The organism is Micromonospora sp. 067-2, from assembly GCF_046549295.1.
Classification (GTDB): domain Bacteria; phylum Actinomycetota; class Actinomycetes; order Mycobacteriales; family Micromonosporaceae; genus Micromonospora.
Map to the genome: position 1 here is coordinate 426,229 of NZ_JAJPWB010000006.1, position 25,780 is coordinate 452,008.

General features: G+C 73.2%; 22 protein-coding genes. 6 read left to right on the top strand and 16 right to left on the bottom strand.

Annotation, left to right across the window (positions count from 1 at the left end; translation table 11 throughout):
• Positions 1–137: 137 nt before the first annotated feature.
• A complete protein-coding gene (locus ACLJN9_RS17325; protein WP_410812395.1) occupies positions 138–926 on the top strand; it encodes a hypothetical protein in 789 nt (262 codons plus the stop codon).
• Positions 927–1,178: 252 nt separating this feature from the next.
• Here ACLJN9_RS17325 and ACLJN9_RS17330 read toward each other — a convergent pair whose 3' ends face one another.
• The 4 genes from ACLJN9_RS17330 to ACLJN9_RS17345 all read right to left on the bottom strand — a co-directional run bounded on the left by ACLJN9_RS17330 (position 1,179) and on the right by ACLJN9_RS17345 (position 4,000).
• Positions 1,179–1,598 carry a VOC family protein gene (locus ACLJN9_RS17330; RefSeq protein ID WP_410812396.1) on the bottom strand — a complete coding sequence of 140 codons (420 nt, stop codon included), beginning with the start codon at positions 1,596–1,598 and terminating at the stop codon, positions 1,179–1,181.
• Complete coding sequence (locus ACLJN9_RS17335; protein ID WP_410812397.1) at positions 1,595–1,999, bottom strand: VOC family protein; 405 nt, start codon at positions 1,997–1,999, stop codon at positions 1,595–1,597. Before ACLJN9_RS17335 ends, ACLJN9_RS17330 begins: the two co-directional genes overlap by 4 nt.
• 160 nt (positions 2,000–2,159) lie before the next feature.
• Positions 2,160–3,335, bottom strand: coding sequence for a sensor histidine kinase (locus ACLJN9_RS17340; protein WP_410812398.1), 1,176 nt, complete (start codon positions 3,333–3,335; stop codon positions 2,160–2,162).
• Entirely contained in the window at positions 3,332–4,000 is a 669-nt protein-coding gene (locus tag ACLJN9_RS17345; RefSeq protein WP_410812400.1) for a response regulator transcription factor, read from the bottom strand. Before ACLJN9_RS17345 ends, ACLJN9_RS17340 begins: the two co-directional genes overlap by 4 nt.
• Positions 4,001–4,141: 141 nt before the next feature.
• Here ACLJN9_RS17345 and ACLJN9_RS17350 point away from each other — a divergent pair, with 141 nt between their 5' ends.
• Positions 4,142–5,305, top strand: coding sequence for a peptidase C39 family protein (locus tag ACLJN9_RS17350; protein ID WP_410812401.1), 1,164 nt, complete (start codon positions 4,142–4,144; stop codon positions 5,303–5,305).
• A gap of 1 nt (position 5,306) precedes the next feature.
• Here the strand turns inward: ACLJN9_RS17350 and ACLJN9_RS17355 are convergent, their stop codons facing one another.
• Positions 5,307–6,602, bottom strand: a complete 1,296-nt coding sequence (locus tag ACLJN9_RS17355) for a PQQ-binding-like beta-propeller repeat protein (protein ID WP_410812402.1) — start codon at positions 6,600–6,602, stop codon at positions 5,307–5,309.
• Positions 6,599–7,879: a PQQ-binding-like beta-propeller repeat protein gene (locus ACLJN9_RS17360; protein ID WP_410812403.1), complete on the bottom strand. Its 1,281-nt coding sequence runs from the start codon at positions 7,877–7,879 to the stop codon at positions 6,599–6,601. The genes ACLJN9_RS17355 and ACLJN9_RS17360 overlap by 4 nt, the downstream gene beginning before the upstream one ends.
• Positions 7,880–8,003: 124 nt before the next feature.
• On the opposite strand from ACLJN9_RS17360, the gene ACLJN9_RS17365 reads away from it, so the two are divergent.
• A complete protein-coding gene (locus tag ACLJN9_RS17365; RefSeq protein ID WP_410812489.1) occupies positions 8,004–9,893 on the top strand; it encodes a hypothetical protein in 1,890 nt (629 codons plus the stop codon).
• A gap of 11 nt (positions 9,894–9,904) precedes the next feature.
• Here the strand turns inward: ACLJN9_RS17365 and ACLJN9_RS17370 are convergent, their stop codons facing one another.
• Together ACLJN9_RS17370 and ACLJN9_RS17375 are read right to left on the bottom strand one after the other, a co-directional pair.
• On the bottom strand, positions 9,905–11,695 hold the full coding sequence (locus ACLJN9_RS17370; RefSeq protein ID WP_410812404.1) for a hypothetical protein: 1,791 nt from the start codon (positions 11,693–11,695) through the stop codon (positions 9,905–9,907).
• Complete coding sequence (locus ACLJN9_RS17375; RefSeq protein ID WP_410812490.1) at positions 11,695–13,464, bottom strand: hypothetical protein; 1,770 nt, start codon at positions 13,462–13,464, stop codon at positions 11,695–11,697. Before ACLJN9_RS17375 ends, ACLJN9_RS17370 begins: the two co-directional genes overlap by 1 nt.
• A 420-nt stretch (positions 13,465–13,884) precedes the next feature.
• On the opposite strand from ACLJN9_RS17375, the gene ACLJN9_RS17380 reads away from it, so the two are divergent.
• Positions 13,885–15,078 carry a hypothetical protein gene (locus ACLJN9_RS17380; protein WP_410812405.1) on the top strand — a complete coding sequence of 398 codons (1,194 nt, stop codon included), beginning with the start codon at positions 13,885–13,887 and terminating at the stop codon, positions 15,076–15,078.
• 73 nt (positions 15,079–15,151) lie between these two features.
• Here ACLJN9_RS17380 and dxs read toward each other — a convergent pair whose 3' ends face one another.
• From dxs to ACLJN9_RS17400, 4 genes are all read right to left on the bottom strand, one after another.
• Positions 15,152–17,098 carry a 1-deoxy-D-xylulose-5-phosphate synthase gene (gene dxs, locus ACLJN9_RS17385; protein WP_410812406.1) on the bottom strand — a complete coding sequence of 649 codons (1,947 nt, stop codon included), beginning with the start codon at positions 17,096–17,098 and terminating at the stop codon, positions 15,152–15,154.
• A gap of 149 nt (positions 17,099–17,247) precedes the next feature.
• Positions 17,248–18,417 (bottom strand): anhydro-N-acetylmuramic acid kinase, encoded by a 1,170-nt coding sequence (locus tag ACLJN9_RS17390; protein ID WP_410812407.1) that lies wholly within the window; start codon positions 18,415–18,417, stop codon positions 17,248–17,250.
• Between the two features lie 35 nt (positions 18,418–18,452).
• Positions 18,453–19,715: a class I SAM-dependent RNA methyltransferase gene (locus ACLJN9_RS17395; protein WP_410812408.1), complete on the bottom strand. Its 1,263-nt coding sequence runs from the start codon at positions 19,713–19,715 to the stop codon at positions 18,453–18,455.
• Entirely contained in the window at positions 19,708–21,786 is a 2,079-nt protein-coding gene (locus ACLJN9_RS17400) for an APC family permease (RefSeq protein ID WP_410812409.1), read from the bottom strand. The genes ACLJN9_RS17395 and ACLJN9_RS17400 overlap by 8 nt, the downstream gene beginning before the upstream one ends.
• Positions 21,787–21,949: 163 nt before the next feature.
• Here ACLJN9_RS17400 and ACLJN9_RS17405 point away from each other — a divergent pair, with 163 nt between their 5' ends.
• Both ACLJN9_RS17405 and ACLJN9_RS17410 read left to right on the top strand, forming a co-directional pair.
• A complete protein-coding gene (locus ACLJN9_RS17405; protein WP_410812410.1) occupies positions 21,950–22,615 on the top strand; it encodes a potassium channel family protein in 666 nt (221 codons plus the stop codon).
• Positions 22,616–22,618: 3 nt separating this feature from the next.
• Positions 22,619–23,308 (top strand): potassium channel family protein, encoded by a 690-nt coding sequence (locus ACLJN9_RS17410; RefSeq protein ID WP_410812411.1) that lies wholly within the window; start codon positions 22,619–22,621, stop codon positions 23,306–23,308.
• 15 nt (positions 23,309–23,323) lie between these two features.
• On the opposite strand, the gene ACLJN9_RS17415 is transcribed toward ACLJN9_RS17410, so the two are convergent.
• From ACLJN9_RS17415 to dut, 4 genes are all read right to left on the bottom strand, one after another.
• Positions 23,324–24,007 carry a DUF3159 domain-containing protein gene (locus ACLJN9_RS17415; protein ID WP_410812412.1) on the bottom strand — a complete coding sequence of 228 codons (684 nt, stop codon included), beginning with the start codon at positions 24,005–24,007 and terminating at the stop codon, positions 23,324–23,326.
• A 25-nt stretch (positions 24,008–24,032) separates the two neighbouring features.
• On the bottom strand, positions 24,033–24,413 hold the full coding sequence (locus tag ACLJN9_RS17420) for an OB-fold nucleic acid binding domain-containing protein (protein ID WP_410812414.1): 381 nt from the start codon (positions 24,411–24,413) through the stop codon (positions 24,033–24,035).
• Positions 24,414–24,526: 113 nt separating this feature from the next.
• Complete coding sequence (locus ACLJN9_RS17425; RefSeq protein ID WP_410812415.1) at positions 24,527–25,198, bottom strand: DUF3710 domain-containing protein; 672 nt, start codon at positions 25,196–25,198, stop codon at positions 24,527–24,529.
• Positions 25,199–25,223: 25 nt separating this feature from the next.
• On the bottom strand, positions 25,224–25,760 hold the full coding sequence (gene dut, locus ACLJN9_RS17430; protein ID WP_410812417.1) for a dUTP diphosphatase: 537 nt from the start codon (positions 25,758–25,760) through the stop codon (positions 25,224–25,226).
• Positions 25,761–25,780: the final 20 nt, after the last annotated feature.

Here is a 25,780-nt window from a genome sequence, read left to right on the forward strand (position 1 = left end):
GACCGCCCTTCGTGGGCGGCCGGCCACCGCGATCGTGTCCGAGCGAACGGACCAGCGCGCGACCCAGGAACGGACAGCGCCGGACCCGCCACCGGGTTAAGATCACCCGTTTTCCAACCCGATCTTGGAGCTGACTGATGTCCCAGCCGCCGGCCGACCCCTACGGCCCTGCGTCCGACTCCCACCCCCCGCAGCAGCAGCCCGGCCAGCCTGGGACACCGCAGCAGCCGGGCGGCCCCGCCCCACAACCGCCCGGTGGCTGGCCGCAGCAGCAGGGCTTCCCGCCCCCGCCGCCGGGTCAGTCGTACGGCGACCCGAGCCTGCCCGCCGGACCGCCGGCGCCCAAGAAGTCGAAGGTCGGCAAGATCGTGCTGATCGTGCTGTCCGTGGTGCTGGTGCTCTGCCTCGGCGGCGTGGCGATCACCTGGTTCCTGGTCAAGGACGAGGTGGGCGACGTCGTCGACGCCACCACCACCCGGCTGGTCGCGCCGACCACCCTCGCCGGTCGTCCGAAGATCAGCGACCCGAAGCTGCAGGCGATCTCCGACCAGTTGGTCACCGAGATGAAGGCTTCGGTGCAGAACGAGACGAGCACTGTCGGCGCCTTCTACGGCGACCCGGCCAAGCAGGATCTCATCATGATCGCCGGCGCGTCCGGGCTGATGACGGACCCGAAGAAGGAGTTGGACGACGCCGTTTCCGGGCTCTCCGGTCAACTGGGCGTGGCCACCATGGCGGCGGTCGAGCCCGGCCCGCTCGGTGGTGAGGCGCGCTGCGGCGACGGGAAGGCCGAGGAAATCCCGCTCGCCGTCTGCGTATGGGCCGACCGGGGCAGCCTGGGCATGATCGTGGTCTACTTCAAGACCTCCGCCGAGGTCAAGGCGGAGTTCGTCACCATCCGCGGGCAGATCGAGCAGCGTTCCTGAGCCGTACCGGCCAGGGCTCCGGCCACCCTCGGGTGGCCGGAGCCCGTGCCGATCATGGTTCAGATGCCACGTCGAGCGGCGTTCCGGATCGGGGTGCGAAGCCGCGAGATCTGCGCGACGTCGGGGAACCTGCTGCCTCGACCCGCTTTGAGGCGACAACATCCCCGTAGTTACGCAGAGCCAGGCTTCTCGTGACGACGACACGCGCCCCGGCCACCCGATGGGTGGCCGGGGCGCATGTCGTACCGACGGTCAGGCCGTTTGATCCTCTCCCGCGGCGGCCCGCGCAGCTGCCGCCGCCGCCCGCTCGGCCGCGTTGCCGAGCACGCAGAACTCGTTGCCCTCCGGGTCGGCGAGCACCACCCAACCCCCGCCGGTCGGCCCGACGTGATCGGCGACGTGCACCGCACCGATGCCGAGCAACCGCTCGACCTCCTCGGCGCGGCTGCGGTCAGTGGGCTGCAGATCCAGGTGCAGTCGGTTCTTCACCGTCTTGCCCTCGGGCACCGCTATGAACAGCACCTCCGGGCCACCCGGCGGCAGGAGCATCGCCTCCGGGTCGCCGGGGAAGTCGTCCGGCTGCCGGGGGCAGTCCAAGACCTGCGACCAGAAGCCGGCCAGCGCGTACGTGTCGGAACAGTCGATGCTGATGTTGTGGATCGTCGAACTCACGGTTGGCCCTCCACAGAGGTGGTGACACGCTCCCCGGCGCTGCGGACCACGCAGAACTCGTTGCCCTCCGGGTCCGCGAGCACCGCCCAGCCCGTACCGTCGGCGCGCCGACGGTCGGCGACCACGGTGGCTCCGAGGCCGAGCACCCGCTCGATCTCCTCGTCCCTGCTCCGGTCGACCGGTTCCAGGCAGATGTGCAGCCTGTTCTTGGTCACCTTGTCCTCCGGCACCGCCTGGAAGAACAGATTCGGGGTTGCCTCGTCCGATGGCAGCAGCACCGCCTCTGGATCACCCGGGAAGTCCTCAGGATGCCGGGCGTACCCGAGCACGGTCGACCAGAAGCCGGCCAGGGCGTACGTGTCATGACAGTCAAAGCTGATGTTGCGGATCCGTGGATACACGGGTGTTCCCTCCGTAAGGGATGGGACGCTCCGCCTCCGGGAGTCAGCCGAGAGAGACCCGGGGTGCGGAGCCAGGAATGACGGACATCGACGCACCCCCCTTCGATCTCGAGCTGACAACCGGATCTTGCCATCGGCCGGGCATCGCCCGCAACCCCGGTCAGCCGGCGGAGGGCACCGGACCGGTCACCGCCGGGGCGTCCGCCGAAGGCAGGGTGACCGTCACCTCCAGGCCACCGCCGGGCTGCGCGATCACCCGCACCGTGCCGCCGTGCGCGTTGCAGACCGCCCGGACGATGGACAGCCCCAGGCCGGAGCCCCGGGCTCCGGTCCGTTCCCGGCCGCCGCGCCGGAACGGCTCGAACAGCCCGGGCACGTCGGCCTGCTCCACCTCGAAACCGGTGTTGCCCACCACGAGCCAGGAGCGCTCACCATCGGTGCCGGTACGCACCCAGAGCCGGCCGTTCAGATGGTTGTAGCGGACCGCGTTCTCGATCAGGTTGCCGGCCAGCCGGTCGAGCAGCCCCGGGTCACCGACGACCGGCGCGGACTCCATCGAGGTCTGCACCCGCAGGCCGATCCGCTCCATCTCACGGCGCATCGCCGACAACGCGTTGACGGTGCCCGCGACGAGGTCACACTCCGTACGCCGGCCCAACCGCCCGCCGGCCTGCGCCTCACTGCGGGCCAGCACCAGCAGTGCGTCCACCAGACCGTTCGCCCGCTCCGAGGCGTCCCGGACCACGGTCGCCATCCGGCGGTACTCGCCGGCGTCCGCGTCATCGTCGCTGAGGGTCACGTCGATCTCGGTCCGCATCACCGCGAGCGGAGTACGCAGCTCGTGTGAGGCGTTCGCCACGAAACGCCTCTGCGCCTCGAACGCGGACGCGATCCGGTCCAGCATGGCGTCGAAGGTCTTGGCCAGCTCGGCCACCTCGTCGTCGGCACCGGAGTAGCCGATCCGCTGGTCCAGGGTCGCCTCGCCGAGCCGCTGCGCCGTCGCTGTGACCTGGTGCAGTGGGCGCAGCGCCCGACCGGCCACCGCGTACGCACCGGCCACGCCGACCACGCTGATCGCCAGCAGCGCGACAAAGCCCTTGGCCAGCAGCTCTGCCGAGGCGGCGTCGACGAGTTGGCGCTGCCACTGGCCGGCGTCCAGCGACCGGCCGTCGGCCAGCACCACCGTGGTGCCGGGCAGCAGCTCGTCGGTGGGCCGCAGCGCGTCGCGGACGAGCAGCCAGGCCAGCAGCACCAGGATCGCTCCCGCGCCGACCAGCAGCACACCGTTGAGCAGGGTCAGCCGCAGACGTAGGGTCGGCCGCAGCCGGCGACTCATGCCCCCGCCTCGGCGGTGCGGTAGCCCGCACCGACCACCGTCTCGATCAGCGCGGGATCGCCGAGCTTCTTGCGCAGCGTCATCACGGTGACCCGGACGATCGTGGTGAACGGGTCGGTGTTGGCGTCCCACACCCGTTCCAGCAGCTCCTCGCTGGACACCACCGCGCCGCGCGCCTTGAGCAGCTCGCTGAGCACCCCGAACTCCTTGTTGGTGAGGTCCACCGGCACGCCGGCGCGGGTGGCGACCCTGCGCGCCGGGTCGAGCACCAGGTCCGCCAGTTCGAGCACCGGTGGCGCGGCAGGGGTGGCCCGCCGGCCCAGCGCCTGCACCCGGGCGACCAACTCGTCGAAGGCGAACGGTTTGGGCAGGTAGTCGTCCGCCCCGAGTTGCAACCCCTCCACCCGGTCGGCCACCGTGCCGCTCGCGGTCAACATCAGCACCCGGGTCAGCGCGCCGGAGGCGGCCAGGTCGGCGCAGATCTGGTCGCCGTGCACGCCGGGCAGATCACGGTCCAGCACCACCACGTCGTACCGGGTGACGAACGCCGCCTCGTGGCCGGCGTCGCCGTCGTAGGCCACGTCGACCGCCATGCCACGTTTGCGCAACCCGCGCGCTATCGCGTCGGCGAGGTTGCGCTCGTCCTCCACCACCAGCACCCGCATCCCGGCCTCCTCGCAGCTGACCACCGACAACCTAGTGCCGGCGGGCAACCCATCGTCCCTCGCCGCCCGCGCCGGCCGGCGTTGCGACCCATCCCGGCGTACGCGATGCTTCCGGCACGCACAGCGACGGACGGACCTGTCATGACCACCGCGGCACCACCCAGCGGGCGCGACATCGCCTACCGGGGCTTCCACCTGCCATCCGACCAGGCGGACAGCACCGCCGACGGCCTGCGCACCACCGACCGGGGGCTGACCCTGGGCAGCGCCGACCCTACGGCGACGCGGGGCAGCTGGACGTCACCGCCGGTGCGGGTCGGCTTCGCGGTCGCCGAGGTCGTGCCGTCCTGGACCGCCGACACCCCGGACGGCTGCTGGATCGAGGTCGAGCTGCGCGGCTGGCACGGCGACGAGCCCAGCACCGGCTGGTACGTGCTGGCCCGCTGGGCGGCCGACGACCGGGCGGTGCAGCGCACGTCCGTGCCCGGGCAGCGCGACGGCGACGCCCGGGTGGACACCGACACGCTGATCGTGACCGGGGCGACGGTCACCGGCTGGCAGGCCCGGCTGACCCTGTTCCGGCCGGCCGGCAGCCCGACGGCGCCGGTGCTGCGCAGCATCGGTGCGGTCGCCACCGGCGCCGTGCCGCTGGGCGAGCCGGCGCTGGACGTCGACCGGGCGGCGGCCGCCGGCAGAGGACGGGTGCTGGACGTTCCCCGCTACTCGCAGCGGCTGCACGCCGGCCAGCATCCGCAGTGGGGTGGCGGTGGCGACTCGTGGTGCAGCCCCACCTGCACCTCCATGGTGCTCGCCTACTGGGGGGCCGAGCCGACGCCGGAGCACTACGCCTGGGTGGAGCCGCCCGGCCCGCGACCGGTGGTGGTGCACGCCGCCCGACACTGCTACGACCACGCGTACGACGGGGCCGGCAACTGGCCGTTCAACACCGCGTACGCGGGTCTGCACGGGGTGGACGCGTTCGTCACCCGGCTGCGGTCGCTGGCCGAGGCGGAGACGTTTCTCGCGGCAGGTATCCCCCTGATCGTCTCGGCCGCCTTCCGGGCCGGCGAGGTGCCCGGCCTGGCCTACGACACCGGGGGGCACCTGATGGTGCTGGTCGGCTTCACCGTCGACGGCGATCCGGTGCTCAACGACCCGTACGCGCCGGACGACGACGCGGTCCGTCGTACCGTGCCCCGGCAGCGGTTCGAGGCGGCCTGGCAGCGGGGCAGCGGCGGGGTGGCGTACGTGCTCCGGCCGCCGTCGGTGCCGCTGCCCCCGCCGCCCGCCCAGGCCAACTGGTGATTCAGTCGGGCAACCGCCACAGACCGTACGAGCCGTCCACCCGCCGGCACACCAGCCGGCCGACGTCTGCCTGGCACTCGCCGGTCGCGTCCCGCAGCACGTCGAGCATCCGCACCGTCCCGGCGCGGGCGTCCAGCTCGGCGACGAGCAGCCCGCCGTCGGGATGCCGGTGCACCCCGACCATCAGGCCGTCGGGGCCGAGCCCCACCAGCTCCCAACGGCCCAGGTCGGCCAGCGCCCGGCCGGTCAGCGGATCGACAACGGCGAGCGGCTCCATGGTGGAACCGGTGCTGCTCGACACGCTGGCCATCAGCCGGCCGCCGTACGGCCAGACCCACTTCCAGCGGTCGCTGCGCCACCGCACCTGACCGGTGGCGGGGTCGACCGCGCGCAGCTCGGCGGTGGGACCCTGGAAACAGATGACGGGGCCGCAGTCCAGGGCGAAGTCGAGCCGTTCGGCGCTGACCTGCCACCGCCGGTCCAGCCGGTCCAGCCCGTACGCCGTGACGGTGCCGAGATCCACGGCGAAGACCAGCAACACGTCGTTCACGACCTGCACGGTCAGGGGCACGTCGTCGCCGGGTGGGCTCAGGTCGGCGCGGGCCAGCACCCTGCCGGTGATCGCGTCCCGTACCTCGATCGGCCCGTCCACGTGGTTGAGCACCACCCGGTCCACCCCGTGCCCGGTGTCGCGCACAGTGGATTCGGCGGCAACGTTCATCAGCTGCCACCGCACGGACCCACAGCACAGGTCCACCGCGCGCTGCGAGGTCCGCTGGTCGCGGTCGGTTGATTCCAGCAGCAGGCTGCCGTCGGCCAGTGCCGCGGCGCTGCCCGGCTGCTGCCACCGGTACGCCCCGGTCTCCCGGTCGAGTGCCACGGTCAGTCGGTCCGGACCGGGCCGGTCGGTCTCGAGAGCGGTGACCAGCACCGTCTGGGCCAGCGGCGTGACCTCCCACCCGAGGCCCTCCACCGGCAACGGTGCCTGCCAGACCTCCGCACCCCCGGGCAGCCGGTAGGCGGTCAACCGCCGCTGTGTCCCCCGAGGGCCGATCGGGTCGATGAGGAGGAAGAGGTCGCCGGCGAGCACTGCTTCGCTGCTGGGCCGCCCCGGCAGCGTCAGCACGGATCGCCGGGGCAGGGGCGTGGCGGCGGCGAGAGTGGCCAGCACGAGCAGCACGACCAGCGCGCAGCGCGCCGGCCGACCGCTTGCCCGGGGCGGTCGGGGTGAGCGGGGCGGCGGGTCCGTGTCCGGCCCGTGCCGCAGCTCGCCGAGATCGATGACCGGGCCCGTCACGAGCGCAACCACCACAGCGCGGTCGAGCCGTCGACGCGCCGGCAGAGCAGGACCGGCAGGGCCGCCTGACAGCCGCCGAGCACGTCCGGCAGGACGTCCAGGATCCGCGGCCGACCAGCCACCAGGTCCAGCTCGGCGACGACCAGCCGGTCGTCGTCGGAGGACCGCACACCGATGAGGGGACGGCCCCTGCCCGGTGTCGGCACCAGGTCCCACTGGCCCAGCTCCGTCCGCGTCCGCCCGGTCGCCGCGTCCCGCACCGCGTACCGCTGCTCGGGCCCGGCCACCAGCAACCGGCCCTGCCGGACGTCGATCAGCCTGTCACGGCCCGGGTCCGACCAGCGCACCGCACCGGTCGCGGGGTCCAGGGTCTGGATGCCACCGGTCTGCTGCAGCGCACAGAGCAGGGCGCCGCAGCCGACCACATAGGACACCAACGGCACGTCGGCCGTCCACCGGTCCTCCAGCCGGGGCAGCCCGTAGCCGACCAGTCCGGTACTGCCGGGTGGAACGAGCAGCAGCAGGTCGCCTACGACCTGCACCCGCTGGAACGCCGCCCGGTCACCGGACAGTGTGTCGACACTGCGCAACAGACTGCCGGTGGCGCCGTCGTGCACCTGCAGCTCACCGGTCGGCTGGACCAGCACGAACTGGTCGACCCGGCCGTCGCTCACCCGGTACCCAGGGTTACCGGGCGGCGGGACGGGCACCGACCAGAGCACCCGGCCGGCGTCGGGAGTCACCCGGCTTATCGCGCCCGGCCCACCGGTCATCGTGTCCATCAGCAGCAGACCGCCGTCGACCGCCCACTCGGCGATCCCGGGATGCTGCCAACGCCGCTGGCCCGTCCCGGCGTCGAAGGCGGTGGTCTGGAACACGCCGTTCGCGGCGCTGGTCCCCATCATCAGCACCAGGCCCCGCTCGGCCCGGACGCCGAGGACGTCACCGGTGCGGGTCAGTGGCGCCTGCCACCGGCGTCGCACGCCGGCCCCCGGAACGGGCGACGGCTGGGCGTACGCGGTCAGGAACCGGTCCCCGACGGACGTGGACGGGTCGACGACGAAGACGCCGTCCTCGGCAAGGTACGCCGTCGCGCCCGGTGACGTCGGCACCAGGCTCACCTGGCGTACCGGTGCCGGCGTCGCGCCGGCCAGCACCACCAGGGCCAGCAGCAGCACCGCCGCGCAGCGCAGCGGGCGGCCGGCGGCACGCGGTCGGCGGACCGGCGGCGCCGAGGCCGGCTCGTCCCGCACCTCGCCCAGCTCGATGATCGACACCGACCGTCCTCCCATTTCCGGTACGACGAGCCAACGGTCGCGCCCGGCACACCGACCGCGGGCGCACCGGCCCGGCAAAAGCGACGCATGGTCGCCTGTACGATGGCCCGTCGTGGCTGTGCCGGTGGTAGACCCTTCGCTGAATCCCGTGACCGTCGTCGACCCGGCCGAGGCCGAACCGACACGACCGCCCCGACGCCGTCCGCGCCGCGCCGATTTCATGGCCCTCGGAGCCTATGTGCTGCTGGGCGTGTTCGTCTGCCTCAACTACTGGGGGGACGTGCAGGGCCGGGTCTCCTCCCACCTGCCCACCGACCACAGCTGGTTCGAGTGGCTGTTCGCGCACGGCGCGTACTCGGTGCGCCACCTGGAGAACCCGCTGTTCACGGCCCGTCAGAACGCCCCGGACGGGGTGAACATGATGGCCAACACCTCACTGCTCGGGGTGACCCTGCCGCTGGCTCCACTGACCATGCTGCTCGGCCCCCAGGTGATGTACGCGCTCTACCTGGGCGGGGCGTTGGCGGCCACCGCCGGCACCGGGTACTGGATGCTCTCCCGTCACCTGGTGCGCTCCCGCGCGGCGGCGTTCGTCGGCGGCGCCTTCCTCGGCTTCGCGCCGGGCATCGTCCACCACGCCAACGGCCAGCCCAACTTCGTGTCGAACTTCCTGTTGCCGCTGATCGTGGTGCGGGTGCTGCGGCTGGGCGAGCCGGGTCGGTGGCTGCGCAACGGGGTGGCGCTCGGCGTGCTGGTGACGTACCAGATCTTTCTCAACGAGGAGATGCTGCTGCTCACCGCGCTGGCCTGCCTGGTCGTCGTGCTGGCGTACGTCGTGCAGCGTCCGGCGGCGGCGCGGGCCGCGGCCGGGCCGTTCCTGGCCGCGCTCGGCGTCGGCGGAGGGCTTGCCCTGCTGCTCGCGGCGTACCCGATCTGGTTCCAGTTCAACGGTCCGCAGTCGTACCGGGGGCTACAGGGCGGTGTCTTCCACAACTGGGGCGAGGACCTGGTCGCCTTCGTCACCTTCGCCCGGGACACCTGGGCCGGGGACCCGGCCGTGGAGAAGACGATCGGGATGACCGAGCAGAACACCTGGTTCGGTTGGCCGCTGGTGCTCCTGTCGGTGGTGGCCCTGGTGCTGCTCGTACGCCGGTCGCTGGCCGCCCGGATCGTCGCGGTGCTGATCGTGGTCTTCACCGTGGCCGCGATCGGGCCGGTGGTGCGCTTCAACGGGGTCGAGACCGGTGTGCGCGGCCCGTGGTCGTACGTGTCGGACGACCTGCCGCTGGTCGAGATGATGATGCCGACCCGCCTGACCCTGGTGGTCGCCGCCGCGGTGGGTGTGCTGCTCGCGCTGACCTGGGACGCCGCGTCCCGCCAGGGCCGCCCGCTGGCCGGCCTGCCCCGGGTGCCGGCACCGCGCGCCGGTGAGCCGGGGCCGGCGGCGTCCGGCGGAGCGGACGTGCCCGCACCGGTCACGTCCCGCCGGCGGTGGCTGCGCCCGGTGGGGTACGCGGCCGTCGCCCTCGCCGTGCTGCCGCTCCTCCCCCGTCCGCTGCCGGCCCAGGCGGTGGAGCCGCCGCCGCACTTCATCACCGCCGGCGGGTGGCGGCCGTACGTGCCGGCGGGCCGGACCCTGGTGCCGGTGCCGATCCCCAGCAACGTGCACGGCCTGCCGACGCTGCGCTGGAGCGCGCTGACCGGGCAGGAGTTTCCCATCCCCGGCGGCTACTTCATCGGGCCGAACGAGGTCGGTGAGGGGGTGTTCGGGGCGCCGAACCGGCCGACCAGCAGCCTCGTCTACTCCACCATGGACGCTGGAGTGGTGCCGGTGCTCACCGATGAGAACCGCCGCCAGGCCGTCGAGGACCTGCGGTTCTGGCGGGCGTCGGTGGTGGTCCTCGGGGCGCACCCGCGTGAGGCGGTGCTGCGCGAGCTGGTCACCGGCCTGATCGGGCCACCGCAACGGGTCGACGACGTCTGGGTCTGGGACGTCCGCACGCTGGTGGGTTAGTCAGCAGCTGGTCAGCCGACCTGGCTCCGCACGTCCCACACCCAGCCACCGTCGACCGGTCGGCCCGGGCCGAGCAGATCGTCGACGGTCCGGCGGACCGGATCGCCGTGCGGCAGCCGACCGAGCACCACCAGCGCGGCCCGCCAGTGCCGCAGATCCTCCACGGCCTGCCGTCGATCGGCGTCGGTGAGCACCGGCGCCCTGCCGGTCTCGGCCACCCGACGCAGCAGCACGGCGGTGGGCCGGTCCGGCGCCCCCCACCGGGCCGCCGGATCGTCCGGGCCGCTCGGGCCGATGAAGTAGCCGCCGGGCGCGCGGAACGCCAGACCACTGCGGGCGGACCAGAGCATCACCGGGCTGAGCGCCGCACCGGTGACCGGGGGTACCGCGACGATGGTCCGCCCCTGCGGCACCAGCGGACGCCATCCGCCGTCGGCCACGAACGCCGGCACCGGCGCGACGGGCACCGCCCGGATCGGCGTCGGAACCAGGGGCAGCAGCGCGGCGGCCACGGCGCCGGTCCAGAGCAGCCGCACCGGCAGCCCCGGTGCGGCCGGTGGCCGGCGGGCCGCCCGGATCCGATCCAGGGACAGCGCCACCAGCACGCCCAGCACCGGTACGCAGACCAGCGCGAACCGGGCCGGCACCGCGAGGTCGAACAGCGGCAGTCCGGCGACCAGCCGGTACGGCAGGGGTATGCCGGTGGCCCTGCCGTCCACCCGCAGCTCGGTGCCGAGCGAGAGCAGGGCGAAGACCAGGCCGCAACCGGCCAGCCCACGGACCAGCGGTCGTCGCCACAGCCAGATCACGATGACCACGGCGAGCACCAGCAGACCGGGCCCGAAGAAGGAGTTCTCCTCGGTGGGATTCGGCGAGAGCAGGCCGGGCAGCAGGTCGTCGCCGAGCACGGTCTGCCGGGCCGACGCGGGAAACGACGCCGCGTCCAACTGGAAGCTGTGCGCCGCGAAGGCCATCCCCGAGTAGTGCTGCGGGCCGCGGAACTGGAACCACAGCGGGTACGCCAGCAGCACCGCCGCCACCACGGCCGCCACCGCGAGTCGGCCCAGCAGGGCCGGCGCGAGTCGCCGCGCCGCGGCCCGGTCGGCGAGGGCGTAGCCCAGCGCGAACACCCCGGCGGCGAGCGTCAGGAAGACCAGCAGTTCCTCACCGACAAAGACCTGCCAGGCGAGCAGCAGCCCGAGGCCGACGCCGGGCCGCCACACCCCGCCGGGACCGGGCCCGGGGCGGAACACCAGGGCGAGGATCGCCGGCACCAGGAACTGGGCGGCCATGTGCAGGTGCGCCCCGGCCTGGGCGATCATGCCCGGGGCGAAGCCGCAGACCAGCCCGCCGACCGCCGCCGCCGACCGGGCGCCGACCAGCCGACGGCGCAGCAGCGCGTACCACGCGGTGGCGGTGCCGGCCAGGCAGCAGACGACCGCCACACAGAACGCCGCCTGCGAGCCGAGCAGCAGGGTGACCGGGGTCAGCGGCACACCCAGGCCGAGCACCGAGGTGTTCGCCATCAGGTTGACCCCGTCCGGCGCGTTCAACGCGGTGCTGTAGAGCGGATTCTCCCCCTCGGTCACGGCGTGGGCCGCGTGGGCCAGCATCCACTCGAAGAGAACCTGGTCGCCCGCCTGGTGGAACAGCCGCCGCGGGTGGCTCCACTGCCCGCTGGTCAGCCCCACGGCCAGGGCCAGATAGCCGGCCACCACCAGCGCGTCCGGCAGCCACGCCGGTCGCGGTCGGTGTGGGGTCGCCGGGATCGTCGTCGCCGGGGACGCCGTCCCGGTCGTCATCACACCGAGCGGTCGGTCAGCGGTCGGACGTCCCACACCCAGACGTCCAGCTCCTGGCGGCCGGGACCGACCAGCTCCTCGACGGTACGCCGCAGCGGTTCGGCGTTCTGCTGCCGGACCGGCAGCACCAGGATCGCCGCCCGCCAGTGCCGCAGCTCGTCGGTGAAGCGGCGGCGCTGCCGGTCGTCCAGCGCGGGCGTACGGCCGGTGGTCGCCACCTCCTCCAGCACCTGACCCACCCCGCTGGGTCGGCCGCCGAACCGGCCCGGGTCACCGGTGTTGCCGTTGCGCGGGGCGAGGAAGTAACCGCCGGGGATCTTGAAGTCGAGGTTGGTGGCCGCCGCCCAGCGCATGCCGTTGGTGTTGCCCATGCTGGGCACCGGGATCGGCACCAGCGTCTGGTCCGGCGCGACGTACGCCCGCCAGCGGTCGGCGGTGATGAATGTCGGCACCGGCGGGCGGGAGACCATCGGCAGCGGCATCGGGGCGATCGGCAGCAGCGCGAACGCCAGACCGGCCACGGTCAGCTTCCGTACGGTGCGTCGATCGGCGGGGCGCAACGCCCAGGCCCGCTCGACGGCGAGCGCGAGCAGCAGACCGATCACCACGCTGGTGATCAGACCGAACCGGGTCGGCACCACGGCGTCCAGCAGTGGCAGGTGGACAAGCCACTGCCAGGGCCCGGTCACGAGTTCCCGGTCCCACCAGGAGACCCGTTCGCCGAGCGAGAGCACGGCGAAGAGAACGCCCGTCGCCGCGAGAGCGCGGACGATCCGGTTCCGTCGCAGCCAGACCACCACGCCGATGGCGAGCAGCGACAGGGTCCACCCGAAGAAGGCGTTCTCCTCCGAATAGTTCGGCGCCAGGTTGATGTTGGCCCGCTGGTTGCCGCCGAGGGTGGGTGAGCCGGGGGCGAAGAAGGCGGCGATGTCGTTGCCGTAGTCCTGGACCGCGTCGCTGAGCCCGTGGTACGCCATCGGCCCGGCGAACTGCACGTGCAGCGGGTACGCCAGCAGCGCCCCGGCCAGCAGCGCACAGGTCGCCAGACCGGCGGCCAGCGGTCGCCACGCCGCCCACCAGCGGGCCGGCTCCTGGGCGAGCACCGCCAGCAGGAACACCCCGCAGGCCATCGCCGTGAAGAGCAGGATCTCCTCGTTGATGAACGCCTGCGCGGTGACCAGCAGCGCCAGCAGCGCGCCGTCGCGTACCGGCCGGCGGGACCGGGTGAGCACCAGCACCCGCCACACGACGAACGGCAGCAGGAACTGACTGATGATGTTCGGGTGCCAACTGGCGTGCGAGAGCATGGCCGGGGAGAACCCGCAGAACCATCCGCCGACGGCCGCCGCGAGCGGGGTGCGCACCAGGTGCCGGGACAGCATGGCGTACCAGGCCAGCGCGGTGCCGGCGAGGCCGAGCGTCACCAGCACCACGAAGGACACCGCCGGCCCGAAGAGCACGGTCACCGGCACCATCGGGATGCCCAGCGCCAGCACCGCCGTGTTGGCCATCAGGTTGACGCCGTCGGGATAGTTGAACTGTTCGGTGTAGAACGGGTACTCGCCGTGCAGCACGACGCGTACCGAGTGCGCGAGGAAGAACTGCACCTGTGCGGGGTCGCCGGTGTAGAGCGACGCCGCCCGCCCGGCCGGGTCCAGCCAGATCCGGCTCGTCACCCACACGGCGGCGAGCAGGAACATCGCGCCGACGGCGAGGTCCTGCCGCCACCGGATCCACCGGCGCCGCCGTGTCCCGGCCGATGCCTCCACCGCGTCGTCCGTACCGGCCTGGTCCGTCCGGGCCTCGGCGGGCGCGGCGTCCGCGGGCGCGGCCTCGGCGGGCGCGGCGGTCGACGGGGTGGTTGGCGCGGCGGGGCCCGCGAGCGCGTGCTCGACGGTGGCGACGGAGCCCCTGGCCGACGTGGCGGAATCGGTGGGCCGCCCGGCCGGAGCGTGCTGGCCCGCTGCCAGGTCGGGGCCGGTCGCCGCCTCCGGGCGCGGCGCGGACAGGGCGCGGGACTCGGCAGGCGTCACAGTCGGCGGAGTCTACCCGAGCGCCGAAAAGGCACTTAAGCCCCGGTCGCGTCCATTGTGGTGGGTGTAGCGGCGGCCACTCGAGGCGTAGCGTCGGACATCTCGTACTATGGCGCTTTCCGACAGCGACTGCGAGGCGATCGGGGTGCGGATCAGGTGATGCCAGGCCGCCGGTTCGGCAGGACGTTCGCCGTCCTGTGTACTGCGCTGCTGGCCGGCACCGCGTGCGGTCCGGTCGCCGACCGCACGCCGCGGGACCTGCGGGTCGGCTACGACAGCCTGGACGGCTCGCTGGCGGTCTGGCCGCCCCGGGGCGACCTGGCCGCCGACACCACGGCGACGGCGGCGGTCAGCACCGCGGTACGCGACTGGCGGTCACCGGACGACGACCGGGCGCACCTGCCCTCGTCCGGCATCCTCTTCTCCGGCCTGATCGACGGCGCCCCGGTCGCCCTGGTCGCCGCCGACGTGCCCGGCGAGAGCGCCTCCTGGCTGCTGCAACTCACCCGCGACGGCGACCGGTACGCGGTCACCCGCGCCACCGAGTACACCGACCCCGGCTACCTGGTCTACTCCGACGTGCTGCCGGTGCAGACCCGCGGCGGCCGGCGCTACCTGGTCTCCGCCCGGGTGCAGACGCTGCTCGGGCCGCAGGGCCGGGCGCTGACCGTCGCCGACGGCCTCAGCGCGCCGGTCGCCGTGCCGTCCTGCACGGCGGTTCCGGTGACCGTCACCCTGCGGGCCACCGAGTCGCTGCCCCGGGGCCGGGCCGCCGACCGGCTGCTCGACCTGGGCACCGGCACCACCGATCCGCGCTATCCGCTGGTACGCGACGAGGCCGGCACCGGCCGCCGGGCGCTCACCGGCCTGGACACCTGCGTGCTGGCCGGTGATCGGGGCCCGTTCGGCAGCATTCCGCGCCGGATCGGCGATCGGGACGCGCCACGCTCGGTACCGACCTCCTGGCCGATGGCGAAGCTCTCGGTCCGCTCGCTCGGCGAGGTCGCCCTCGGCGGCGGCGAGGCTGCCGAGTTGCAGCAGCTCAGCTGGGACACCGACGCCGGTACGATGACCGCGGTGGTCTACCGCCCGGCGGACGGCGGCCCACCGGTGGTCTCTCCGGCCGACCGGGCGACGCCGTTGCAGACGTACCAACTGCCGGTGCCCGGCCAACCGCTGGTGGTGTTCAGTTGGCGGGCCACCCGGGACAGCTCACTGTCCGTTCCGCCGGGCACTCCGATGCTCGTCGAACGACCCGGCCTGGCGGTCGTTCCCGAACCGTCGCGCAGCCAGACCTTCAGCCTCACCGCCACCGACAAGACCCACTACCGCTCGGTCTCCCCGCGCTGATCGGGGGGTGGGCTGACGGGACGACGGGCGACCCCCCGAGAGGGAGCCGCCCGTCATCGGCGTACGAGTCTCGTCAGTTCTGTGCGGCCGCGTCGCTCGCGGTGAGGCGGTCCGGGGTGGCGTCCAGGCCGGAGATCCAGCCGGTGACGTCGCGGGCCACGTCCTGCGCGGTCAGGCGCAGGTCGGCGAGGATCTGGGCGCGGGTGCCGTGCGGGTGCCAGTCGGCCGGTACGCCCAGGTCCTTGAGCGGCACGCGGACGTCGGCGTCGCGCATCGCCTGGCCCAGCGCGTCGCCCACACCACCGACGCGGACGCCGTCCTCGACGCTGACCACGAGCCGGTGGCCGGCGGCCAGCTCGACCAGCTCGGCCGGGACCGGGCGGACCCACCGGGGGTCGACGACGGTGACCCCGTAGCCCTGCTCGGCGACCCGGGCGGCCACCTCCATGCCCAGCTGGCCGAACGAGCCGACCGCGACCAGCAGCACGTCGGTACGGGCCGACTCGGCCAGCACGTCGACCGGGCCGACCCGGCGCAGCGCCGGCAGGTCCGCGGCGACCGCACCGGTGGGGAAGCGCACCACGGTCGGGCCGTTGTCGACGGCCACCGCCTCGCGCAGCTCCTCACGCAGCGTGGCGGCGTCCCGGGGAGCGGCGATCCGCAGCCCGGGCACCACGCCAAAGACCGACATGTCCCAGATGCCGTAGTGGCTGGGGCCGTCCGGGCCGGTGATGCCGGCCCGGTCCAGCACGAAGGTCACCGGCAGCTTGTGCATCGCCACGTCCAGCAGAACCTGGTCGAAGGCACGGTTGAGGAAGGTGGCGTAGACCGCCACCACCGGGTGCAGGCCGCCCAGCGCCAGCCCGGCCGCCGAGGTGGCGGCGTGCTGCTCGGCGATGCCCACGTCGTACACCCGCTCGGGGTACTTGCGGGCGAGCTTGGCGATGCCGGTCGGCTCGGCCATCGCGGCGGTGATGCCCACCACGTCCGGCCGCTCGTCGGCGACGGCCAGCAGCTCGTCGGCGAAGACGTGGGTCCACTTCACCGAGGGGGCGGCCAGCAGCGCGCCGGTCTCCACGTCGAAGGCGCTGCTGGGACCGTGCAGGCAGTCCGCCTCGTCCTCCTCGGCCGGGCGGTAGCCGTAGCCCTTGCGGGTGACGGCGTGCACGATCACCGGGCCGCCGAAGTTCTTCGCCGACCGCAACGCCGACTCGACCGCCGCCACGTCGTGCCCGTCCACCGGGCCGACGTACTTGATGCCGAGGTCCTCGAACATGGCCTGCGGGGCGACCGCGTCCTTGATGCCCTTCTTGACGGCGTGCAGCACCTCGTACATCGGTCGGCCGACCAGCGGCGTGGAGCCGAGGGCGTCCTTCACCGTGTCGAGGACCCTCTCGTAGCCGGGGTTGAGTCGCAGCGAGGAGAGGTGGTCGGCCAGTCCGCCGATGGTCGGGGCGTACGAGCGACCGTTGTCGTTGACCACGATGACCAGCGGGTTGCCTGCGGTGGCGATGTTGTTCAGCGCCTCCCAGCACATGCCGCCGGTGAGCGCGCCGTCGCCGACCACGGCCACCACGCTGCGCGCCTCGCCCCGCAGGGCGTACGCCTTGGCCAGCCCGTCGGCGTAGGAGAGCGCGGTGGAGGCGTGCGAGTTCTCGATCAGGTCGTGTTCGCTCTCCGCCTGGCTGGGGTAGCCGGACAGGCCACCGCGCTGGCGCAGCTTGTCGAAGCCGGCCTGCCGACCGGTCACGATCTTGTGCACGTACGCCTGGTGGCCGGTGTCGAACAGGAGCCGGTCCCGGGGGGAGTCGAAGACGCGGTGCATGGCCAGCGTCAACTCGACCACACCGAGGTTGGGCCCGACGTGCCCGCCGGTGCGGGAGACCTTGGCGATCAGGAAGTCCCGGATCTCGGCGGCGAGGACGTCCAGTTCCTCGACGGACATCCGCTTGACGTCCTGCGGACCGCGCACCGTCCCCAGCAGCCGACCGTGGTTGGCCGTGTCCTCTTCAACGCTCATGACCGCAGAGTCTATCGGCCCTCCGGTACTCCGCAGCCTGGCCCGAGCCGGCGCGCCCGGCCCCGGCCACCGGCAGCCGGCTGAGCGCCTGGTCAGACCCCCGGTGAACCAGGTGTCACGACCGGCGACCGCACCGTGGTCGGGCCTGCTCAGGCCCGGATGCGCAGCCGGCGTGGCGGGGCGGCCGGGCTGCCGGGGTACGCCGGACCCGCGGGGGTCCACGAGCCGAGCACGGCGCCCCGGGTGGCGCCGGTCACCGACGAGATCGACCCGGGCAGGCCGTGCCAGGACAGCCAACCCAGCAGCGCGAAGGCGTACGCCTCCTTGGCCTGCGCGGGCACACCCAGCTCGTCGGAGCCCCGCAGCCGCCACCGGCCGGCACCCAGGGCGGCGAGCCGACCCAGCAGGGTGGGGTTGCGCACACCGCCACCGGCGGCGACCACCTCGGCCACCCGGTGCCGGTCGCACTCGGCGGCCACCACCCGAGCGGTCAGCTCCGTCAGCGTGGCCAGCAGGTCGTCCACCGGCACCGGCTCGCCGAGCGCGGCCAGCTGCCGATCGAGGTAGCCGGCTCCGAACAGCTCCTTGCCCGTAGACTTGGGCGGCGGCGCCGCGTAGTACGGCTCGGCCAGCAGCTCGGCGAGCAGGCCCGGGTGCACACGGCCGGCCGCCGCCCGTGCGCCGTCGAGGTCACACGGGCGGTCCAGGAAGCGCCGGGCCGCCGCGTCCAGCAGGGCGTTGGCCGGGCCCACGTCGTACCCGAGCACCGGCACCCCCGGCGCGACCACGGTGAGGTTGGCGATGCCGCCGAGGTTCAGCGCCGCGCGGGGCGCGGCGGCGCCGTCGGCCTCCCCCAGCAGCAACGCGTCGAACGCCGGCACCAGCGGCGCGCCCTGCCCGCCGGCGGCGATGTCCGCCGAGCGCAGGTCGCTGAGCACCGGTACGCCGACCCGGGCCGCCACCCGGGCGACCCCGCCCAGTTGCAGTGTGCCCCAAGCCACCCCGTCGGCGACCCAGTGGAAGACCGTCTGTCCGGGCGAGACCACCGCGTCGGCCCGCCCGCCGGCCAGCTGCACGCCAACGGCCGCCGCCTCGGCGAAGACCGCACCGAGGCGGTTGTCGAGCCGACAGACCGCCTCGATGGTGGTGGCCGCCGGCGGCAGCAGCGCGGCGATCTCGGCGCGTAGCCCCTCGTCGTAGTCCAGCCCCCGGTGGCCCAGCGGGCGCAGCCACAGGGTGTCGCCCTCGACGGTGAACTCCGCCGCCACCACGTCCACGCCGTCGTACGACGTCCCCGACATCAACCCGACGACAGTCATCGGGTCGAGGCAGCTAGCTCGCGTCGTGAGGTCGCTCATTGCGGCGGGAGCAGCAGCCCGACCAGCTCGACGTGCTGCGTCATCGGGAAGAGGTCGAAGCCGCGCAGTGCGCTCAGCCGCCAGCCGAGCTCGGTGAAGGTGCGCACGTCCCGGGCGAAGGCGGCCGGGTCGCAGGCCACGTACGCGATCGCGCGCGGACCGGCGGCGACCAGCGCACGGACCACCGGCGCGCCCGCCCCGGCGCGCGGGGGGTCGAGCACCACCACGTCGACCGGGCCGGTGATCCGTCGGCGGGCCAGCGCGGTCTCGACGCGGGCCGACACCACCTCGACCCGCGGCAGATCGGCCAGGTTCTCCCGGGCGGCGGCGACGCCCTGCGCCGCGGCCTCCACCAGGGTCACCCGTCCGGTCGCACCGACCCGGGCAGCCAACCCGGCGGCGAACAGCCCGGCACCGCCGTAGAGGTCCCACGCCACCTCACCGTCGCGCGGGTCGAGCAGCTCCAGCACGGCCGCGGACAGGGTGTCGGCCGCAGCCGGGTGCACCTGCCAGAAGGCGGACGCGGGCAGCGTCCAGTCCCGCCCGGCGGCCACCTCACGCACCACGGCCGGCCCGCTCACCGGGGCGGTCACCCCGTCACGGACCTCCGCGACGGTCACGTCCCCGCCGGTGCTGGCGACGGTCTCCACCGTCTCGGCCGCCGGCCAGGTCGCGCCGGTCGGGGTGAGCACCGGCAGCTGCTGGATGGCGGGGTGGGCGATGCGGCAGCGGTCGATCGGCACCACCTCGTGCGAGCGGTGCTTCAGCAGGCCGGCACGGTCTGCGGCGTCCACCGCGTAACGGACCCGGGAACGCCAGCCCAGCAGCCCGCCGGGCAGCGCCTCGACCCGCACGCCGAGCTGGTCCAGCTCGGCGTCGGTCAGCCCGCCGAGGCGGACCAACTGCTCCCGCACCACGGCGAGCTTCCAGGCGAGCTGCGCGTCCGGGGCGACGTGTTGCAGGTCACAGCCGCCGCAGGCACCCGGCTTGGCGTACGGGCAGGGCGGCTCGACCCGGTCCGCGGAGGCGTCCAGCACGGTCACCGCGTCGGCCCGGACGAACCCCCGGTGCACCTCGGTGACCTCGGCGATCACCCGCTCGCCGGGCAGCGCGTGCCGGACGAAGACCACCTGCCCGTCCACCCGGGCCACGCAGTGCCCGCCGGGGGCGACCGCGTCCACGGTCAGCTCGACCCGCTCCGCCTCGGCCAGCCCACGCTCCGGCGGCGGTGTCACGGCCCGTACGTCCGGCTCAGTCACGGCCGCTCCCGACCGGCCCGCTGTCGACCGGCCCGCTGTCGACCGGCGGCGCGGGGACCACCGCCGGTGGGGTGCCGCGCACAGCCGGTCGGGGCCCGCGCGCCGGCGTCCGGGACAGTGTGGCGTCCAACCGGTCCAGGTTCTTGTTGGCGGTCGAGGCGAGCTGCCACGGAACGCTGACCACCATCACCCCCGGCTCGAAGAGCAGACGACCCTTGAGGCGCAGCGCGCTCTGGTTGTGCAGCAGGTTCTCCCACCAGCGCCCCACCACGTACTCCGGAATGAAGACGGTGACCACGTCCCGGGGCGACTTGCGGCGGGTGGAGGCGACGAAGTCCAGGATCGGCCGGGTGATCTCCCGGTACGGCGAGTCGATCACGGTGAGCGGAATGGCCATGTCCCGCCGCTCCCAGCCGGCCTGCAGGTCCCGGGTGTCCTTGTCGTCCACGTTGACGGTCACCGCGGTCAGCGTGTCCGGGCGGGTGGCCCGGGCGTACGCGATGGCCCGCAGGGTCGGCTGGTGCAGCTTGCTGACCAGCACGATCGCGTGGTTGCGGGCGGGCAGCACGGCCCGACCCTCGTCCGGCGGGATCAACTCGGCGGCGACCCGGTCGTAGTGCCGGCGGATGGCCAGCATCAGCACGTAGATCACCGCCATCGCGGCGATCGCGATCCAGGCGCCGAGCAGGAACTTGGTGATCAGCACGATCACCAGCACCGTTCCGGTCAGGCCCATGCCGAACGTGTTGATGACCCGGGACCGGTGCATCCGGCGGCGGGCCTCCGGGTCCCGCTCGGTGCGCAGGTGCCGGTTCCAGTGCCGGATCATGCCGGCCTGGGAGACGGTGAACGAGACGAAGACCCCGACGATGTAGAGCTGGATGAGCCGGGTCACCTCGGCCTGGAAGCCGACGATCAGCACGATCGCGAAGACGGCGAGGGAGACGATGCCGTTGGAGAACGCCAGCCGGTCGCCCCGGGTGTGGAACTGCCGGGGCAGGTAGCGGTCCTGCGCGAGGATCGAGCCGAGCACCGGGAAGCCGTTGAAGGCGGTGTTCGCGGCCAGGAAGAGGATCAGGGCGGTCACCCCGGCCAGCACGTAGAGCAGGATCGACCCGGAGCCGAAGACCGTCTCGCCGAGCTGGGTCGTGACGGTCTTCTGCACGTACCCCTCGGGGCCGGAGACGATCTGGAGCGCCGGATCCTCGACGAACTGCAGGTGGGTCAGCCGGGCCAGCCAGATGATCCCCACCAGCATGCTCACCGAGATGGTGCCGAGCAGCAGCAGGGTGGTGGCGGCGTTGCGACTCTTCGGCGCCTTGAACGCCGGCACCCCGTTGGAGATCGCCTCGACGCCGGTGAGCGCCGCGGCGCCCGAGCTGAACGTTCGCAGCAGCAGGAAGACCAACGCGAAACCGGTCACGCTGTGCTCGGCCTGGATCACCAGGTCGGCGCTCGGCGCGCGGAGGTCGTCGCCCAGTACGAAGACTCGGAACAGCCCGGTGAGCAGCATCCCGAGCATCACGATCACGAAGCCGTAGGTGGGGATGGCGAACGCCGTGCCCGACTCGCGCAGCCCGCGCAGGTTGACCGCGGTCAGCAGCACCACCGCGAACACCGCGATCAGGACCTTGTGGGTGGCCACGAACGGCACCACCGAGCCGAGGTTGGCCACGCCGGAGGAGACCGACACCGCCACCGTGAGCACGTAGTCGACCAGCAGGGCACTTGCCACGCCCACGCCGAACTTCGGGCCCAGGTTGACCGTGGCGACCTCGTAGTCGCCGCCACCGGAGGGGTAGGCGTGCACGTTCTGCCGGTAGCTGGCCACCACCGTCAACATCACCACGACCACGGCCAGCGCGATCCACGGGGAGAACAGGAACGCCGAGGCTCCGGCGATGGAGAGGGTCAGGAGGATCTCGTCGGGCGCGTACGCGACGCTGGACAGCGCGTCGGAGGCGAACACGGGCAGCGCGATGCGCTTCGGCAACAGGGTGTGCTGCAGCCGGTCGGACCGGAACGGTCGACCGAGGAGGAGTCGCTTCAGCAGCGAGGTGGGACTGGCCACGAACGCCAAGGGTACGACCACCACGGCGCGGGTGCGGGGGTGGGCGATCACTGCCGGCCGGGGCGACGGGGTACGGTCGGTCCCCGCTGTCGACCCGGACGTGGCAGGCTCGCACTCGGAAGGCCACCGCGGGCGAAGCGGTACGCACCTTGGGAGGGACAGCGTGCACGTCGTGATCATGGGGTGTGGCCGGGTCGGGTCGACCCTCGCCCACAGCCTGGAGTCCCGGGGGCACTCGGTGGCGGTGATCGACCAGGACGCCGACGCGTTCCGCCGGCTCGGCCCCGACTTCGCCGGCATCACGGTGACCGGGGCCGGTTTTGACGGCGATGTGCTGCGGCAGGCCGGGATCGAGCGGGCGGACGCCTTCGCGGCCGTCTCCAGCGGCGACAACTCCAACATCATCTCCGCCCGACTCGCCCGGGAGACGTTCGGTGTGTCCCGGGTCGCGGCACGCATCTACGACCAGCGCCGCGCGCAGGTCTACGAGCGGCTGGGCATTCCCACCGTCGCGACGGTGCGCTGGACGGCCGACCGGATGATGCGACACCTGGTGCCGGAGGGCAACGTGGAGATCTTCCGCGACCCCACGAGCACCGTGTCGATCGTCGAGGTCCCGGTGCACAAGGACTGGATCGGCCGACCGGTGCGCGCGCTGGAGGATTCGACCGGGGCGCGGGTGGCCTACCTGATCCGCTTCGGCATCGGCACCCTGCCCACCGCCTCCAGCGTCGTACAGGAGGGTGACCAGGTGTTCATGCTGGTCAGCGACGACATCGTGGCGACGGTCACGTCGGTGGCGGCGACGCCGCCGGAAGGGGGGCACTGAGCCATGCGGATCGCCATCGCGGGCGCCGGCAACGTGGGCCGCTCGATCGCCCAGGAGCTGATCGAGAACGGCCACCAGGTGATGCTCATCGAGCGCCAGCCGAAGATGCTGCGCCCGGAGCGGGTGCCGGCCGCCGAGTGGGTGCTCGCCGACGCCTGCGAGCTGGCCAGCCTGGAGGAGGCCAACGTCGCCGGCTGCGACGTGGTCGTCGCGGCGACCGGCGACGACAAGGTCAACCTGGTGGTGTCACTGCTGGCCAAGACCGAGTTCGCGGTGCCCCGCGTGGTCGCCCGGGTCAACCGGGCCGAGAACGAGTGGCTGTTCACCGAGCAGTGGGGCGTGGACGTCGCGGTGAGCAAGCCGCGGGTGATGGCCGCGCTGGTCGAGGAGGCGGTCACCGTCGGCGACCTGGTCCGGTTGATGACCTTCCGGCAGGGTGAGGCGAACCTGGTCGAGATCACGCTGCCGCCGACCGCGCCGTACGTCGGCCAACCGATCCACGCCGTGCCGCTGCCCCGCGACTCGGCTCTCGTGGCGATCCTGCGTGGCAAGCGGGTTCTGGTGCCCAGCCCGGACGACCCGATCGAGGCCGGCGACGAACTGATCTTCGTCTGCACCGCCGAGGTGGAGGACCAGGTACGCGCGGTGATCCTCGGCCCGGACAGCGTCGAACGGACCCGCGGCTCGCGCTGAGACCCGGCGGGGCGCTCAGGCGCCGGGCAGCGGGGTGGGTTGCGACTCCCGGGTGACCCGGCGCACCGTCCAGACCGTGATCAGCAGCAGCAGCGCGTACGGCGGGTAGCCCAGCGCCAGCCGGGCCACGCCCAGCGCGGTGTCCTGGTGGGCCAGGTACAGCCCGGCCTGCACGCCCACCTTGGCCAACCAGACCACGCCCCAGAGCACGGTCAGCTGGGTGAAGGTGCGCACCAGCTTCGGGTCGTCCCGCCACTGGGCGCGGCCCTTGGCCACCAACACCGACCAGATCCAGCCGACCAGCGGCTGCCGGATGGCCGCCGAGATCAGCAGGGCGATGCCGTAGCCGATGCCGTAGAGGATGCCGGGTAGGTAGAAGTCCCGCTCGTCGCCGGTACGCCACGCGATGGCGGCACCGATGCCGACGCCGAAGAGCCCGTTCATGGCGTGCCGGATCGGCCGGCGCTGGGCCAACCGCAGCCCGGCGATCAGCAGTGCGACGGCCACCGAGGCGATCACCGCCGGCCGCAGCTCACCGATGACGTTGGCGATCACGAAGACCACCACCGGGATGCTGGACTCCACCAGCCCCCGCCAACCGCCGAGCTGGTCGGCCATCTGCTCGGCGATCGTCGGCAGTTGCTCGTCGTCTCCGGAGCCGGTCTCCGGCTGCGCCGCCCGGTCCTGTCCCGTCGTCATCGCCGGCCTTTCGTCCGCAGCGCCGTCACTTCGGCGAGTCCAGCTCGTAGTACGGGTTGTAGATGACCTTGCGGTCGTCGCGCATCGCCACCCGGCCGCGCGCCGTCAGGTGCCGCCCCGGCTCGATCCCGGCGATGTGCCGCCGACCCAGCCAGACCAGGGTGACCACGTCCGTGCCGTCGTACAGGTCGGCCTCGAGGGTGGGCAGGTTGGTCCGCGGCGTGTAGACCACCGTGCGCAGCCGCCCGGCGACCGAGACCACCTGGCCCCGCGAGCACTGCTGGGCCGGGACACCGCCGCACTCGGCGCTCTCCCGACGTAGCTCCTGCGCGTCGATCTCGGCCTCGCTGGCGGTGAACCGCTCCAGGAACCGCCGCAGCGACACCCGGCTCTCGTCGGTCGTCATGACCTCCGCGTCACCCTCTCCACGCCCACCGGCCTCGGCCACCCCGGCGACGCCGGAACCGTGCCGCCAGCGTACGCCGACGGGGCCGATTCCGGCGCGCCGGTGCGCCCGGGTCAGACCTGGCGCGGTTGGGCGGCGGACGCGTCCCCGGCCTCGGCAGCGGCCTGGTCGGCGACCTCCTTGGGCAGCCTCAGCGGCAGCGGCTCCCGGACCGGCTTGGCCTCCTGACCCCGGTCGACCACCAGACCGTCCAGGCACTCGGCCAGCGGCCCGGCGCTGGTCGGGTCGGTGGCCACCGGCCCCTGGAACACGCCGCGAACCATCCAGCGCGGCCCGTCGACGCCGACGAACCGCAGATTCGTCGGGCCGTCCTGGGTACGCACCTGGGCGTGCAGCTCGGGGCCGTACTCGCCGTCGACCTCCTGCGCGGTGGCACCGTCGCTGAGCAGCGACTGGCGGATCTCGTCGCGCACCTCGTCCCAGATGCCCTCGGAGCGGGGGGCGGCGAAGACGCCGAGCTGCAGCGCGTTCTCGCCGTGCACCAGCACCACCTGCTGGACAACGCCCTGCGGGTCGGCCTGCACCCGCACCTCCACCTCGGCGATCGCCGGGATGTGCAGGCTGCCCAGGTCGAGCCGCTGCACGTCGTCGTTGACCTCGGAGATGTCGTACGGGCCGCGTTCCAGCGCGGGCGTCGACTCCTCGACGCTGGTGCCGCCGACCTCGGTGGGCCGCTCGTCACGGGCCTGCCGTCCGGCGTCGGCCCGCTTCCGGGAGAAGATCACTGCGCCCACCCTCCGCTGTTCACACTCACCCTGCCACCTCTTCCGTCCACCCTCGGCCCGACTCGCCCCGCCGCTGCTCGACCCGGTCCTGGCCCGTCGGCGACGGCACCAGTCCGGCGTGTCCGCCGGTGGAGCCGTGCCCGCCGGTTCCACGGTGGGACCCGGGCAGCTCGACCACCGGTTCGAACCGGGCCCGTGCGACCCGCTGGACGACGAGCTGCGCGATCCGGTCGCCACGGGAGATCATCGCCGGCTTCTCCCGATCATGGTTGATCAGGTTGACCAGAATCTCACCCCGGTAGCCGGCGTCGACCGTACCGGGCGCGTTGAGCACCGTCACGCCGAGCCTGGCCGCCAGACCGGAGCGGGGATGGACCAGTCCCACGTACCCCTCCGGCAGCGCGATGGCCACGCCGGTGGGCACCAGGGCCCGGCCGCCGGGCGGCAGCTCCACGTCCGCGGCCGCCACCAGGTCGGCCCCGGCGTCGCCGGGATGGGAGTACGCGGGCAGCGGCAGCTCGGCATCGAGCAGGCGTACGGGCACGGGTACGACGTCCGTCACAGGTCCCCTCTTCCGTCCGG